The organism is Desulfopila sp. IMCC35008 (assembly GCF_010646885.2).
Taxonomy (GTDB): Bacteria; Desulfobacterota; Desulfobulbia; order Desulfobulbales; family Desulfocapsaceae; genus Desulfopila.
Genome location: NZ_CP050700.1, coordinates 802,240 through 817,143, shown reverse-complemented (window position 1 = coordinate 817,143; position 14,904 = coordinate 802,240). Strand labels below are relative to the sequence as shown.

The window sequence follows — 14,904 nt, the reverse complement described above, 5'->3', positions numbered from 1 at the left end:
CCCGCTTCTGTCAACAGCACACTGTGGTTAGCTCCATTTTCCTGCTCTTTGACATCGCCTTGTTGTTCCCTCCCGTTTCTGGTATAGATTGTTTTTCCGGATAATCAGCCTGCATTTCCAGGTTACAACGTCAGAAATCCTTTATTACCACCCTGAAATTTAATCACAGCCTATGATAGGAATTTTCGATTCAGGAGTCGGCGGCATGACTGTCGCCCGGGCCATTGAAAAAATGCTGCCCGCTGTTTCCACCCTCTACCTCGGGGATCTGGCCAGAGCTCCGTACGGTCCCAAAAGTAATAGTGCCATTATCAACTATTCCCTTGAGAACAGTAAATTCCTGGTAGATATGGGGGCAAGAGTCATCGTCATAGCATGCAACTCAGCCTCAAGCGTAGCCACCGATATTGTCAGGAGAGAGTTTAACATACCCGTCCTTGAGGTTATCACGCCTGCAGTTGAACAGGCCGTTTCCATCTCCAGAAATGGCAGGATCGGTATTATCGGCACACGTGCCACCATACGAAGCGGTATCTACGAACAGAAAATCAAAGCATTGCGCCCAGACTTCAAGGTATATTCCCAGCCATGTCCCCTGCTTGTCCCCCTGGTAGAAGAGGGCTGGAATAATAAGCGTGAAACCAAAATGATACTCAGGCGTTACCTGCACCCGTTAAAAGAAAAGCAGATTGACAGCCTGATTCTGGGTTGTACCCATTATCCGTTACTTAAACACCTCATTCAACCACGAATCGGTAAAAAGGTGCATCTTATAGATTCGTCTAATAATCTGGCCGACAGTCTGAGCAAATTTCTTACCGAGCATCCTCAACTCGTAGAGCGGGAAGAACCGGTGCAACGACTTCATTTCACAACCGATATAACTGAAACAGCACAAAAATGTGCCAATGCCATATTTCAACGATCCATTACCCTCAGGCAGCCATGAAAAAAATGTCCAGCCTTTTACAGGCACTGTCACTCATCTCCGTATCACTTGTTGTGTTCATCCCCACTTTCATACAGGCAGATCAAACGGAATACCCCGAGCAAATAAGCGAACGGTTGCAGCAGAAGTACGACTCCCTTGATAGTTTGTCATTTAACTTCAAGCAGCGCAGCCGCGGCCAGTTGAGCGGCAGACCCAAAACAGGGAACGGTACTGCCTACTTTTATAAATCGGGCGGGACCAGCCTGATGAGATGGAACTATAATGAACCGGACCGCCAGGTCCTGGTCAGTGACGGAAAAACCTTTTCCATGTACTTCGAAGAGTTGCAACAGATGATCGTCACCTCCGCCGAACAATTGAACAACGACCTGACCTACTCATTTTTCAGCGGCAGGGAAAAAATTGGTGAAAAATTCCATATCCTGCCCCCCGAGCCAGAATATGCTCCCGAAAAACAGGACGAGACAATTCCCAAGGTTATCAAGCTTGTACCCAAGGAAGAGAATAGCCAGGTGCAGGAAATACACCTATGGATCAGCGCAGACTCACTCATCCGTCGTATAGAGATAAAGGACCATTTCGGTACTATTACCCTTATCAATATCAGTGAAATCAAAGAAAACGATCTGGCCGATGCGAGTGAACAGACAATTACCACACTGTTCTCCTTTACCCCACCCGAAGATACAGAAATTATTCAACAGTAATCGTGGCTGGTTCAACTGATACTAACCGCATTGCCCTGGTCTCTATGCCCTGGGCTATTTTCAGCAGGCCATCCATCCAGGTTGGTGCTCTCAAAGCTTATACCGAGGCACATTCCGGATTTCTGGTAGAAGGCTTTCATCCCTATCTCCAGCTGGCCAAAACCATCGGTATCGAGAACTACCATGCAATCGCTGCAGACGGTTGGGCGGGCGAGGCGATTTTCAGTAGCCTGCTTTTCCCCGAACAAAACCGTGAAGCTGAAAAACTCTACCGAAAGGGGACTGGAAAACAGAACCTACCGGATTTTTTAACTCTTGTTGAGCAAACGCGGTCTGTCTGTTCTTCCTGGCTGCAGTCCATAAACTGGGATAATTATATGGCAGTTGGTTTTACCCTCTGCTTCTATCAACTGCTGCCATCACTTTACATGGCAGCCCAGCTTAAACAAAGACACCCTTCCGTACCGGTAATATTCGGAGGTTCTTCCTGTGGCGGAGAGTTGGGCAGATCACTTGTTAGCTGTTTCCCGCAAATAAATTATATAGTAGACGGTGAAGGTGAGATACCTTTCCTGCAACTCCTCCATCATCTTCAGGACAACACAAAACCGTTTCCTGAAAGGGTATTAAGCACTGTAATGGCAACAGAAATCAGCCCATCCCCGGAAGTATCTGATTTATCGAGTCTGCCGACGCCTGATTACTCACCGTATTTCAGGGAGACGAAACACCTTTTCCCGGATATGCCATTTATCCCGGAAATTCCTCTCGAGTTCTCTCGAGGCTGCTGGTGGCATAAATGTACATTCTGCAATCTCAACCTGCAGTGGAAAAAGTACCGCTGGAAAAATGCAGAAACAATGCTGCTGGATCTCAAGAACCTGGCAACGAGTCATCAATGCCTCGATTTTTGCTTTACCGATAACGCTCTTCCCCCTAATGAGGCCGACATTCTTTTTAAGAGCCTGGAAAATGCCCCTGTTGACCTTCGCTTTTTTGCTGAAATCCGTGGCAATACAGACTCTTCCACTCTACAAAACTATGCGAGAGCCGGATTGGCGGTAATCCAGGTAGGAATCGAATCGTTCTCATCCTCACTGCTCACTTCCATGAAAAAAGGGGTCACGGTGATAGAAAATATTGCCGTCATGAAGCATGCCGCCCAGGCTGGTATTGAGCTTGAGGGGAACTTAATTGTCGAATTTCCCGGTTCGACCGAAGAACAGGTAAAACAAACCCTTGAGACATTGAAATATGTTGTACCATTCAAACCATTAGCGATAGCAACATTCTTTCTTGGACACGGTTCACCTATCCATCGTTGTCCAAAAGAGTATGGTATTAGCGGTCTTGTACCGCATCACAAGAACAAAGCTCTGATTCCTCAAGAACTCCTGACAAACCTTCATCTTTTGGCAGGTGAATACAGAGGTGATCGTACTCATCAGCGCAAGCTGTGGAAAGAAGTCCGAAACAGGGTCGACCAGTGGCACTCATTCCATAACAACAGAAGAGCAAACAGTACGCCTCCTTTAGCCTACAGGGATGGGGGCACGTTTCTCATTATCCGCCAGGAACAACCCGACGGTCCGGTTCTGCGTCACCGACTGACGGGAACATCGCGGGAAATTTATCTCTTCTTAAAAGAAATCCGCACGTTTGACGAGGTTTGTGATCGTTTCAAAACCTTTAAACCGGAGGCCCTGCAAACATATATCAACCAGCTTTGCCGAAAGAAGCTTCTCTATAGGGAAAACGAAAAGATAATATCATTGGCCTTACATGATACGTGTGGATAGTTTTATCCGCCGGAACGCAAATGCAACACAAAATCATACAGAAACCTTGCCATGAAGAGAACGTGTGATATAGTCTGCTGCGATCACGGGAATTACCCTTGGAAATTAATTTTCGGACGACCAAACACATGTTATGATCACTATGGGATATACAAATACATTGAGATACCCTATTTTCAAGGTACCCATAAGCTGATACATTCAGATTTTCTATAAAACGAACCAACTGGATTCACAAACGTTCACACAGGATACAACAATGGACAACAGCAATGAGAGCTTTGCCGATCTATTCGGGCAGGAAGCGGATAAAAAGATACGGCATTTCACCCCCGGCGAAAAAGTTACGGCCACCATTATTGACATTTCAGGAGAGACGATCTTCCTTGACGTTGGCGGCAAAAGCGAAGGGGTACTCGATGCAGCCGGCCTCAGAGATGAGGAAGGTGAACTCACGGTCAAGAAAGGCGACCGCATAAGTGTTTACTTCCTGCGCAGCAGCGGTGCCGAGCTGCAGTTTGCCTGTAAGGTTGGGGGGGCGGGAGCCGCCCATCTTGAAGAAGCGTGGCGTAGCGGTATCCCTGTCGAAGGGTTAGTCAAGGCCGAAATCAAGGGAGGCTTTGAAATTGGACTCGGCAATGTCCGCGCCTTTTGCCCCTATTCCCAGATGAGCCTGAGGCGGGTTGAAGACCCGGCAGCTACTTTTCTTGAAACTCATATGACATTTCGTATCACCCGCTTTGAATCGGATGGACGAAATATTGTCGTGTCAGCACGTGTACTCCTGGAAGAAGAGCGTGAAGCCCAAAAAGAAAAATTGAAAGAAACTCTCAGTGAAGGAGACACCATTGAAGGAGAAATCTCCTCAATCCGTGATTTCGGTGCCTTTGTAGATCTTGGTGGGGTTGACGGCCTGATTCCCATTTCCGAAATTGGCTGGTCCCGTGTAGAAAATGTTGCTGATCACTTCACAGTCGGACAGAAGGTGCAGGCGGTTGTCAAAAAACTGGACTGGGAAAAGGACCGCATCTCACTCAGCTACAAGGAAACCCAGGAAGATCCCTGGGACACCACGGTAGCCGAACTCCCGGCGGGTTCCACCTGTGAAGGAACTGTTGCCCGACTTGCCCCGTTCGGAGCCTTTGTAACCCTCGCAGAAGGTGTCGATGGTCTTATCCATATATCAAAACTAGGCGGCGGAAGACGAATTCATCATCCTCGCGAAGTCCTTGAAGAAGGTCAAAAAGTGGAAGTCACCATTGAGTCGGTGGACACCGTCGAGAGACGAATCAGCCTGGCACCTTCCGATTATGTATCACCGGAAAATGAGGAAAATGAGGAAAAGGCAGACTTCACCCAATATGTCTCCAAAAAGAAGAAAGACAGCAGCAGTGGTGGCATGGGCTCCCTCGGTGAGTTGTTGAAGGCCAAGATGGAGGAAAAGAAAAAATAGTGATGGAGGATTCAGGTCAGGCTGAATCCTTCACCAATGTCTGTCGCAGTGCCTCAAACAATACGACCGCCGCTGCGGCAGAACTATTAAGGGAGTCAAGACTGCCCTCCATGGGAATGGAGATCAGGCCGTCGCACTCCCTTTTTACCAGGGGTCGTACCCCTTTTCCTTCGCTTCCCATGATGATACAGGCAGGAACACAGAGATCCGTTTCGTAGAGTGAGCGGGCATCTGCGTCTTTTACGGTACCAAAAACCCAGGCCCCTGCCTCTTTAAGCTTTTTGAGGGCCGTCACCAGATTGGTCACCTGGCAGATATCTATATGGGACATGGCACCTGCAGATGATTTCGCTGCTGTCCCACCCAAAGGCGCAGACCGCTCCCTGGTTAACACCACCCCGAAAGCCCCGGAAGCCAAAGCCGAACGAATAATTGCTCCGATGTTATGGGGATCCTGGAGCGAATCACAGACCACAACCCGTGGGTTCTTCCCAGAGTTGACAGCAGCTGCAAAATCATCGACGAACTCATCAAAATCTTTCAACACGGTTGAGCTGGTTCGTACCAGCACGCCTTGATGCCGTACCTGCGATGCCCCATCCCCGGTCAATTTAAAAGAAGAGATAAAAGTAACTTTCACCCCTTTTGCACGGGCAAGATCTATGATTTCATCATACTTTTTGCCGTGCTTTTCCTTTAGGAGAATAACTTCCGTCACTCTTCCGGGCTCTTTTGCAAGCATTTCGTAAACCGGGTGCATTCCCCAGAGCAGATCATCGCTTATCTTGATCCTCTTTTCAGCAGGACGGGCCTGACCCTGAATCTTTTTCTTCATTATGCTTTCTCAAACTGCAATGGTTCCCCGTTGGGTCGACGATGACAACGGGCTCTTTCGGCAATGATTATTGAAGCGAGCATTTCAGCGGCTTCATCAAGGTCATCATTGACAATGAGATAATCATAGGTTGGAGCTGACGCCATCTCGGTAACTGCATTTTTTAATCGCAGTTCGATGGTTTCATCAGAATCCGTGTTGCGCCCTTTCAGCCGTTCTTTCAGTATTGCCAGGCGGGGTGGCGCTATAAAGATATGTACACCTTCCAGTTCAGATGATTCACGTATGATCGCGGCACCCTGGACATCGATATCGAGAATAACATCCTCACCCTGGGCAAGTTGTCCTACGACACCGGCAGTAGCAGTACCGTACAGGTTATCGTGCACCCTTGCCCACTCCACAAATCTATTCCCCTCGATCATCACCTCGAATTCCTCCCGGGGAATAAAGTGATAATCACGCCCATCCTGTTCACCAGGTCGGGGTGCCCGGGTGGTATGGGAAACCGAAAAATTGAGTCCTTCTAATCGGCCCATAACACGCCTGAGCAGTGTGGTTTTCCCTGTACCGCTAGGTGCCGAGATAACAAAAAGAATACCTCTTTTCATATAACACTCTCGTTATTTAATGGTTTCCCGTTCAAGCTCTGTAAGATGATACTCCGGTTGGAGAGCCTGCATTCTCTGATTGATAGTATCTGCCTGAACAGAAGAGAGAACCACATGATTGGAATCCATAACCAGGATAGAACGGGTACGTCGCCCTTCTGTGACGTCAACCAGTTTACCCTCTTTCTTGGCCAACTCCCTCAGTTTTCTGGCTGGGGATGAACCGGTATTGACTACAGCAATGATCCGCTCCACCATAACGGTGTTGCCAAAACCTACATTTAACAGTTTCATACTATTCGATATTCTGAACCTGCTCTCGCATCTTCTCAAGCTCGCTTTTCAGGTCCACGGTAAGATGCGCTATATCGGCATCATTAATTTTTGAAGCGATGGTATTCACCTCACGTAAAAACTCCTGGATTAAAAAATCGAGTTTCCGGCCCACCGCACCATCTTCATCGAGAAAGGAGGTAAACTGCTGGATATGACTTTTCAGCCGTACAATCTCTTCTGTCACATCGGTCTTGTCCGCCAGGATGGCAATCTCCTGAGCCAACCGTTGAGGATCAAGCTCAACATTCTCCAGAAGTTTTTGCAATCGCTCTCTCAGGCTATTCTCACGTTGCACGAGCAAAACCGGGACAGATGCCTCTATGGAAGCGACGGTCTGAGAAAAAAGTGTCAGCCTGGCGCGCAAGTCATCGGCCATCGTGGCTCCTTCCTGACTCCTCATCATCTCACAATTCGACAACATTTGCTTGATGGCCTGTTCCACAGTGGGCCAGATGGAGTCAACATCGTCTTCTTTTTGCTCACGGGTCAGGACATCCGGGCAAGCAGCAAGTTCAGTTACTGTCGATGGTGCTGTAAGTTTGAAGGTATCTGCCATCTCCCTGAATGTTTCCATATAAGTGGCAGCAAGCGATGAATTCACCTTCAGCTCCAGCAGATCGGTGAAGTCGCCGCTTACACTGACAACAAGGTCCACCCTGCCTCGCTGGTGAAACTCGCTGACAAGTTTTCGTATACGTTCCTCAAGAGCCAGATAGCCCCTGGGAAGTTTTATTTTCACATCCAGGAACCTGTTGTTCACACAGCGGATTTCAGCCGACCATGAACGACCCTTATTCTCGGATTCCCCGCGCCCGAAACCGGTCATACTTCGTATTGTCATATTTTTATCTCTTCTTTTTAGATATCCCGTAAAACAAAAAAACGATGCAAAGGTATACCCCTGCACCGTTTTCTGTTTTCCGACACTATCGTGTCACCAACTGACTGCTATTTATTTCTTCATAGCAGTATTCAGTTCCTTGGTGATCTCTGCACTTACATCGATTGATTCTTCGAAATAGATAACGCCGCTCTTAATGTCAACAATCATGGTATACCCGTTTTTCTTTCCAAAACTCTTTACGACCCCTTCAAGGGCTTTCAAGATGGGCTGCAGCTCTTTTTCCTGAAGTTGTTTCAGCTCAAACCTTGCATCCTCGGTTTTGGTCTGCAGCTCACGTCGCGCTTTTTGGAACTCACGAACTTTATCCTGTTTTTTCTGCTCGCTCCAGGCAGTACCTTTTTTTTCGATCTCTTGTTGAAGGGCAACCAAAGCTTCTTCCTCAGCCTTGAATTTGCCCTGCATTTCCTTCATTTTCCCTTCAAAATGGGTCTTGGCTACTTTACCGGCATCACTGAGATTGATGACCTTCTGGACATTCATCACTCCCACTTTTGTTTCGGCACTGACCTGGACCGCCGCTGCTGAAGAAACAACACAGAAGAGCGCTGTCAGCAGCCATGTTTTTAACTTCATTAATGTCTCCGAAATGGGCTGGATTAAAGTATTCTCTGCTACATGATTCCCAATATGAGCTATTCGACTATGACAAAATCATCACGCCTGTTCTGTGCCCATGAAAGCTCATCGTGACCATGAAGAAGCATTTTTTCTTCGCCGTAGCTGACGGTGGTCATACGGGCTTCTCCAACACCAAGGTTGCTCAGGTATTTCTTGGCAGCCAGGGCACGTCTCTCGCCAAGTGCCATGTTGTATTCATTGGTACCACGCGGGTCGCAGTTTCCTTCAATGCGGATATTTACCCCAGCACTCTTGTTGAGAAAATCTGCGTTCACCTGAATGCGTGACACCTGGTCACCACGAATGTCAGAAGAATCGAAGTCAAAATATACAGGAAGCATCGGTCCGGAGGTACGCCCTTCCATAATTCCAAGGGATTTGGATTCGAGGGATTCCTCGGCACCCATTGCATCTCCCTTATCAGCTTTCATCTCTGAATCGTCTGCCTTTTTGGAACCACAACCGGAAAGTGTAAGGACTGAGACACAGATCAGGGCAGGTAGGATCGCCCGTAAGTTTGCAAACATAGTAAAAACCTCCACACGTTATCTTGAAATTTTGTATATCCTATCCGGAAGGCACCTGGGCATGCCTTGCCAACAGATATTCATCAACATATAAACATTAGAACTCAAGGGCCATATATATAAAGAAAAGCACATCAAATTCAACAACTATTTTCTTTTATAAGAAATTACTGATGAATTTCCAATTGCCTGGATTCAGCCTTTCTACGGGAAGCACAATCCTGCAACCGCTTTCCCGCAGTTTCAGTCAGATGTGCCTAAATGAGTCTTCCCACCAACTTTACAGTAGTGATATTTAGAAAATCTGTTTATATAGCGAAGTTGAAAGTTATTAAACAGGATACAGCCACCCTGTCAGAAAGTAACCATAGAAGGGGAGAGTTTCATGGCTAAAGTAAATATCAGCGCCAATAGAGCGACAGACAAGACAATACGCGCCATCGACCGTAAAAGGGAACAGGAACGCAGAAAGATGTTCCGCCAAGCAAAGGATCACGCCGAACCCCTTGCCGCCAAACTCGTTCAGCGACTTCTTGACAAAGAGATCATTGAAGTAACCTCAGTTACAAACATCAGGAATGCTGTAGAGGAACAACTGAACAAACTTGGGTATCTCGAAGAATTTGAACTACAGATGAAAATAGCCCCGGTCCGAACCCTCGTTCAGGACCCGAACGTTGTCAGCCTCTATTTTACCCAGTACCTGATCGAAGACCTCATTAATCATCCCGACATGAATGACATCTTCGGAGACGACCTTGATGTATATCGAGCCGTTGACTCTGTATTCAGGGTACTGAGACCTCCAAAGTGAGCCATCCGCAGGAAATGCCGTCACTGCTTTTTGCTGACGGCGATGGTAATATCGTCGACCTTCCAGATCTCCAGGCAGCCGGCATGGCCGGTGGTATCTTCAGGCGTCCGGAACTCGAGGATTTCATCCCTCTGCCGGAAGGAAGCGAGCTGTTCGTCCTTCCGGATCGTCAACCAGTAGGATACGACCCACAATCACACGAACCGCTTCTCCTTGAGGATGATCCATACAAGCCCGGCAACAGGGTACAGGCTGTAGGGGCCTTTATGGCTCCAGCCCATACCGCCATCTTCAGCAGTGCCTATGTGACTAGGCATGGCGCTCCGACCCTGCCGCTTTTTGCCTACACTGCTGTTGGCTGGTACGCTGGTAAATTCTGGGTTACCGGCTTTCGCAGTGACCTTGATGTCAGACAGGATTGCACGCATTTCGACCAACATACGGTTGAAAGAAAAACTAAAATTCGACTGAAACAGAAAAAAGACAATCGTCTTATCCAACATCTTGGAAAATGCTGCCTTACCTACGGCTGTCCTGCTGCACGCAACTATTTTCTTGATCGATGGGAAGCCCCTTTACCGACATCACCTCAATGCAACGCCCGCTGTGTTGGCTGCATCTCCCTTCAGGAGTCTGGTTGCTGCCCATCCACCCAGGATAGAATTACCTTCATTCCGACACCAAAAGAGATCAGTTCGATGGCCGTTCCGCATCTGCAACATGCTGATAAAGCTATTGTCAGTTTCGGACAAGGATGTGAGGGTGAGCCGCTACTCCAGGCAGACACTATCGAAAGGTCGGTTCGTCTGATTCGAAAGGAAACATCAAGGGGCACCATCAACCTTAACTCAAATGCAAGTTTGCCCAAAGCCGTTGCCAGAATAGCTGATGCTGGTCTTGATTCCATAAGAGTAAGTCTCAATTCAGTCCAGGAAGAGAAATACAACCTCTACTATCGTCCAAACGGATATCAATTCGAGGCTGTTAAGGAGTCAATTCGAGTAATGAAGGCAAAAGGCAGGTTTGTCTCCCTAAATTACTTCATCCTCCCCGGATTTACTGACTCAACGGAGGAATTCGAGGCACTCAGAAATTTCATAGATGAGCTTGAACCGAATTTCATCCAACTTCGTAACCTGAACATGGATCCTGAGTGGTACCTTAGTGTAATTAAACACAAAAAAGATAAGACACCTCTTGGCATCAGAACCTGGTTTGAGCAGCTACGTAAGACCTTTCCTACATTGCAATTTGGTTATTTCAATCCTTCTCTTGATGGTCTCGCAGAAGTTTAAAAACTGTAATAAATTCATGTAAAATCTCGCCAAACCATTGTTCTAGTGGTAATTTGACTGCAATTATCGTATTTTAAGTTGATTTTTCATTGAAATATTATAGTATGCGGTAATAGGATTCATTCTTTATTAAATTACATAACAGCCAAGGACCAATAATGGAATCACTGCCAAATATGCGATTGACGACCCAACGCCAGATAATATTGGAAGAACTGGGCAAGGTAACATCACATCCTACGGCCAATGAAGTATACGATATGGTTCGCAAAAGACTACCAAGAATCGGACTGGGAACCGTATATCGCAACCTGGAATTATTGGCAGAAAGCGGTGTTATCCTTAAACTTGAAGTGGGAGGCACACAAAAACGCTTTGATGCGACGGTCGAGCCTCATTACCATATCCGCTGTGCTCAATGTGGCAAAGTTGATGATATAGAGATTCCTGTACAGGAACAAATTGAAGATGCCGCCCACCAGGCCTCCAGCTATGAGATTTTGGGACACCATATTGAATTTTCCGGGATATGTAACTCCTGTCAGCAGAAAGGGATGAATTAAGTAAGTCCCAATTGCTTTTAATCAAAAAAAGGGGTGATACGGATTTTCCGTATCACCCCTTTTTTTATGAGCTAATGATAAGCAGTAGCCTTCATCAAACACCAGCTAGCTGCCCCAACCTAATTCTATGCGCGACATCCCCGTTATGCTCAAAAATGCCCCTCGGTATATCAAGAATATTCCTGTGGTTATTTTTTTACACGCCTCGTTTTTACCAGATAAGCGTAAACGTCGAAATGCCTCTTTTCAGAATATTAATTATTCTAAATTTATTTCGCGTACTCAACAGCTCTTGTTTCACGAATAACCGTCACCCTGATCTGGCCGGGATAGGTAAGTTTCTCCTGAACAGAACGCGCGACATCCTGACTCAACAGGATAGCCTGGTCATCGTTGATGGAGCCCGAGTCGACAATGATGCGAAGGTCACGACCGGCCTGAATAGCATAGGATTTGTCAACTCCTTCAAATTCATTGGCAATTCCTTCAAGATCTTCAAGGCGCTTGACATAACTCTGCAGCATTTCCTTCCTGGCACCAGGCCGCGCACCTGAAAGCGCATCCGCCGACTGCACCAGCACATCAAGTACAGATTGTGGTGGCTGGTCTTCATGGTGGGCCCCAATCGCGTAGACAACCGCCTCTGGTTCACCATACTTCTTGGCAAGATCCCGGCCGATAACAGCATGCGAGCCCTCGACCTCATGATCTACCGCTTTTCCGATATCGTGCAGCAGGCCTGCTCTTTTGGCACTCTTAACATCAATGCCAAGTTCCGCAGCCATAATACCACAAAGAAATGCCACTTCCAGGGAATGTTGCAGTACATTCTGCCCGTAACTGGTTCTGTAACGAAGACGTCCCAATAGCTTGATAAGTTCCACGTGAACACCATGGGCACCCACGTCGAAGGTCGCCTGTTCACCCGCTTCGCGCATGGTGACTTCCAGCTCCTTGGTAACCTTGCCGACCACCTCTTCAATCCGTCCAGGGTGGATTCTGCCATCGTTAATCAATTGCAACAAGGCGAGTCGGGCAATTTCCCTGCGAACCGGGTTAAAGCCGGACAGGATGACGGCTTCAGGTGTATCATCAATGATGATATCGATCCCGGTTGCCGCCTCAATTGCTCTGATATTACGCCCTTCACGACCAATAATCCGGCCTTTCATCTCATCGTTAGGCAGGGGCACCATAGAAACGGTTTTGTCGGCAACATAGTCACCGGCATAGCGTGAAATGGCAAGCGCCAGAACATTTTTACCCTTTCTGTCCGCTTCCATTTTCATCTCATTTTCAATTTTGGCCAGCCGTTTTGCCGCCTCCATTCTCGCCTCAGACTCAAGTGATTCCATGAGCATTTTCTTGGCTTCTTCCTGAGTGATCCCGGCAATCCGGGCCATTTCGTATCGCTGTTTGCCAATCAGGTTATCTACTTCTTTATACTTTTCCTCAATATCATCTTCTTTTTTACGCAGCAGATCCTTTGCTTCTTGCAGATCAATGGTCTTCAACTCAAGGGAATCCCATTCCTTTTTCAGCGTTTCCCGCTTCCTGTTCAGCTGACGTTCTTCTCTCTTAAGTTCGTCCCTGTCTGCCTTCAGCTCCTTTTCCTGATCTTGCTTTATTTGGTACGCCTCTTCCTTCGACTGCAGCAGCGCCTCTTTTTTCCGCTGTTCCGCTTCGATTATGGCGTTTTCGATTATTTGCTTACTCTGCTCCTGAATATTGCGTTTATGTCCTTCAATATATTGTTTTCGAAGGAAATATCCGACAACAACACCAACAAAAAGACCGGCGATCATGAATAATACCGGATGGTCTGGAATGGTCATGGAAAGCTACCTATGTGTAATGACCGATAAAACAGAAAGGAGAAAAACCTGCAGGGAAAGTCACGAGAAAAAAGGAGAGATAAAAGCTTGTGGATGGTTGAAATTCCATCTCTGGTTGAATCCGGGTATTGGCTGCCATACACCGGAAAACTCCGGAATCAAAAGGCACAACCAGCCCTTATGGAAAACCGGGATGTGTCCAAACCTGACTTTCGGTCTAAGCCACAGTGCAACGTACGGGAACGACTTCTACCGCAGTTTAAGACCCAAATGGTCCTCCGCGAATTCCACTCCCGAAAAGCCGCCTTGCCCAACTCCTCCACAACACCGGTGCCTCCTTATTAACCAGAGCACCCAAACCCGTATCAAAGAACGGTATGAACTGTCCACTTTGATATCGATATCTAAAAAAGCTACTCGCTTCGTTATTGCTCGCTTACTTAATCCGGCAGCGCTCCTGCTGCATTCAGTCTTGTATAGTACGTATTCAACCGCTGAAGCGGTCCATGTGGCCTTACGGCCTATATGTATAACGGCACGAACGACTGTCTATCCGCCCCGGTATCAAAAGACTTCCCCGCACTGCCGTGTCGGCAGGTCAGTTAAACCTAATAAATTAGGTGGGCACGCCCGTAGCGGCGTCAGGTATCTCCGGTAATGGAGTTGCCTTAAACTGCCAGAGGAGCTACCCTTTTTTCGAGAGTTGGCTCAACACACGCAGCTGATCACCAACAGCGCAGGGAAATTCCTCATCGTCACACGCCTGTACTCCGTGAAACGACTCTATTTTTTTAAATATTCAACCTATGTTAATTTACTGTCAGTATAGCAGACTTTGCGTGAAACGAAAACAAAATATCACTTTGTGTCAGTCACCCGCCAGGTTGTCTTCAATCTGCTTTGCCAACCGACTGAAACAACTCTTACTGTTATCTCTGTAGTCTTCAAAATCCTTTTCGAGCTGAATGTACTTCGAGGCCATCTTCAGGCAGGCCATCATAGCGATTTTACTTGCAGGCACCGTCCCTTTGGGAAGGTTGTAACCATCTTCGATCTGTTCACGGACCAATGCAAGAATGGCGGACATCTCCTTTTCATCGGCTGCGGTATAAAAAGAGAACTCCTGGCCGAGCAGTTCAAATCTGACTATCCGTTCATCGTCTGCCATAACAGTTGTTCCTGCCGGATCAATGCCGACGGTCCAGCACGGTGTCGTTACTCACTCCCTTCAACCTCGTCGGGAGCTACCTGAAAAAGACTGCCCTGACGGCTCGGATCGTTCACTGGCGCGATTTCTTCGCTTTCACCTGCCCCGATATTTCCTTCCCAATCCTCAATTTTCTCTATTATTCTGCTGACCCGATCGCCAATCTCTGATTTTTCAATATCGTTGCTTTCAAGTTGCTCCTGCAAGCTGTTGATCGTCTCTATTTTCTCATCAAGCTCATTACTGAGTCGCGCATTTTCTTCCTTTAGAGCACCAAACTTTTCCAGCAGTTTACCAATGAAATCCTCCAGACGGGCAAGTTCTCTTTCCTGGGACATTTCTATACTCCTTCAATATGAATGAATTGTAATATTTTAAATGAAAAACAAGGTCATGAATTTTGTAAAATCCACGATATCATAACTGCCTTGAGACTATACCATGCACT

16 protein-coding genes and 1 other RNA gene are annotated in these 14,904 nt (G+C 47.1%); 7 read left to right on the top strand and 10 right to left on the bottom strand.

The window, feature by feature from the left end; translation table 11 throughout:
- Positions 1–172: 172 nt before the first annotated feature.
- The 4 genes from murI to rpsA all read left to right on the top strand — a co-directional run bounded on the left by murI (position 173) and on the right by rpsA (position 4,911).
- On the top strand, positions 173–949 hold the full coding sequence (murI, locus tag GA520_RS03695) for a glutamate racemase (RefSeq protein WP_163338032.1): 777 nt from the start codon (positions 173–175) through the stop codon (positions 947–949).
- The gene (locus tag GA520_RS03690; protein WP_163338033.1) at positions 946–1,659 is read left to right on the top strand and encodes an outer membrane lipoprotein carrier protein LolA; all 714 of its coding nucleotides are present in this window, start codon (positions 946–948) and stop codon (positions 1,657–1,659) included. The genes murI and GA520_RS03690 overlap by 4 nt, the downstream gene beginning before the upstream one ends.
- A gap of 2 nt (positions 1,660–1,661) precedes the next feature.
- Positions 1,662–3,458 (top strand): RiPP maturation radical SAM C-methyltransferase, encoded by a 1,797-nt coding sequence (locus GA520_RS03685; RefSeq protein WP_163338034.1) that lies wholly within the window; start codon positions 1,662–1,664, stop codon positions 3,456–3,458.
- Positions 3,459–3,717: 259 nt separating this feature from the next.
- Positions 3,718–4,911: a 30S ribosomal protein S1 gene (rpsA, locus tag GA520_RS03680; protein WP_163338035.1), complete on the top strand. Its 1,194-nt coding sequence runs from the start codon at positions 3,718–3,720 to the stop codon at positions 4,909–4,911.
- A gap of 16 nt (positions 4,912–4,927) precedes the next feature.
- Here the strand turns inward: rpsA and rlmB are convergent, their stop codons facing one another.
- From rlmB to GA520_RS03650, 6 genes are all read right to left on the bottom strand, one after another.
- Positions 4,928–5,746 carry a 23S rRNA (guanosine(2251)-2'-O)-methyltransferase RlmB gene (gene rlmB, locus GA520_RS03675; RefSeq protein WP_163338036.1) on the bottom strand — a complete coding sequence of 273 codons (819 nt, stop codon included), beginning with the start codon at positions 5,744–5,746 and terminating at the stop codon, positions 4,928–4,930.
- Entirely contained in the window at positions 5,746–6,357 is a 612-nt protein-coding gene (gene gmk / locus GA520_RS03670) for a guanylate kinase (protein ID WP_163338037.1), read from the bottom strand. The genes rlmB and gmk overlap by 1 nt, the downstream gene beginning before the upstream one ends.
- A 12-nt stretch (positions 6,358–6,369) precedes the next feature.
- Positions 6,370–6,651, bottom strand: a complete 282-nt coding sequence (locus tag GA520_RS03665) for a DUF370 domain-containing protein (protein WP_163338038.1) — start codon at positions 6,649–6,651, stop codon at positions 6,370–6,372.
- Position 6,652: 1 nt separating this feature from the next.
- Entirely contained in the window at positions 6,653–7,534 is an 882-nt protein-coding gene (locus GA520_RS03660) for a YicC/YloC family endoribonuclease (protein WP_163338039.1), read from the bottom strand.
- Between the two features lie 111 nt (positions 7,535–7,645).
- The gene (locus tag GA520_RS03655) at positions 7,646–8,170 is read right to left on the bottom strand and encodes an OmpH family outer membrane protein (RefSeq protein ID WP_163338040.1); all 525 of its coding nucleotides are present in this window, start codon (positions 8,168–8,170) and stop codon (positions 7,646–7,648) included.
- Positions 8,171–8,229: 59 nt separating this feature from the next.
- The gene (locus GA520_RS03650) at positions 8,230–8,742 is read right to left on the bottom strand and encodes an OmpA family protein (protein ID WP_163338041.1); all 513 of its coding nucleotides are present in this window, start codon (positions 8,740–8,742) and stop codon (positions 8,230–8,232) included.
- A gap of 385 nt (positions 8,743–9,127) precedes the next feature.
- Here GA520_RS03650 and GA520_RS03645 point away from each other — a divergent pair, with 385 nt between their 5' ends.
- From GA520_RS03645 to GA520_RS03635, 3 genes are all read left to right on the top strand, one after another.
- Positions 9,128–9,556 carry a hypothetical protein gene (locus GA520_RS03645; RefSeq protein ID WP_163338042.1) on the top strand — a complete coding sequence of 143 codons (429 nt, stop codon included), beginning with the start codon at positions 9,128–9,130 and terminating at the stop codon, positions 9,554–9,556.
- A complete protein-coding gene (locus GA520_RS03640) occupies positions 9,553–10,851 on the top strand; it encodes a radical SAM protein (RefSeq protein WP_240910134.1) in 1,299 nt (432 codons plus the stop codon). Before GA520_RS03645 ends, GA520_RS03640 begins: the two co-directional genes overlap by 4 nt.
- Positions 10,852–11,009: 158 nt before the next feature.
- On the top strand, positions 11,010–11,414 hold the full coding sequence (locus tag GA520_RS03635; RefSeq protein WP_163338043.1) for a Fur family transcriptional regulator: 405 nt from the start codon (positions 11,010–11,012) through the stop codon (positions 11,412–11,414).
- Positions 11,415–11,683: 269 nt separating this feature from the next.
- On the opposite strand, the gene rny is transcribed toward GA520_RS03635, so the two are convergent.
- From rny to GA520_RS03615, 4 genes are all read right to left on the bottom strand, one after another.
- The gene (gene rny, locus GA520_RS03630; protein WP_163338044.1) at positions 11,684–13,249 is read right to left on the bottom strand and encodes a ribonuclease Y; all 1,566 of its coding nucleotides are present in this window, start codon (positions 13,247–13,249) and stop codon (positions 11,684–11,686) included.
- Between the two features lie 570 nt (positions 13,250–13,819).
- Positions 13,820–13,995: non-coding RNA, 6S RNA (gene ssrS, locus GA520_RS03625), on the bottom strand.
- Between the two features lie 122 nt (positions 13,996–14,117).
- Complete coding sequence (locus GA520_RS03620) at positions 14,118–14,417, bottom strand: cell division protein ZapA (RefSeq protein WP_163338045.1); 300 nt, start codon at positions 14,415–14,417, stop codon at positions 14,118–14,120.
- A gap of 47 nt (positions 14,418–14,464) precedes the next feature.
- Positions 14,465–14,794 (bottom strand): hypothetical protein, encoded by a 330-nt coding sequence (locus GA520_RS03615; RefSeq protein ID WP_163338046.1) that lies wholly within the window; start codon positions 14,792–14,794, stop codon positions 14,465–14,467.
- Positions 14,795–14,904 lie beyond the last annotated feature (110 nt).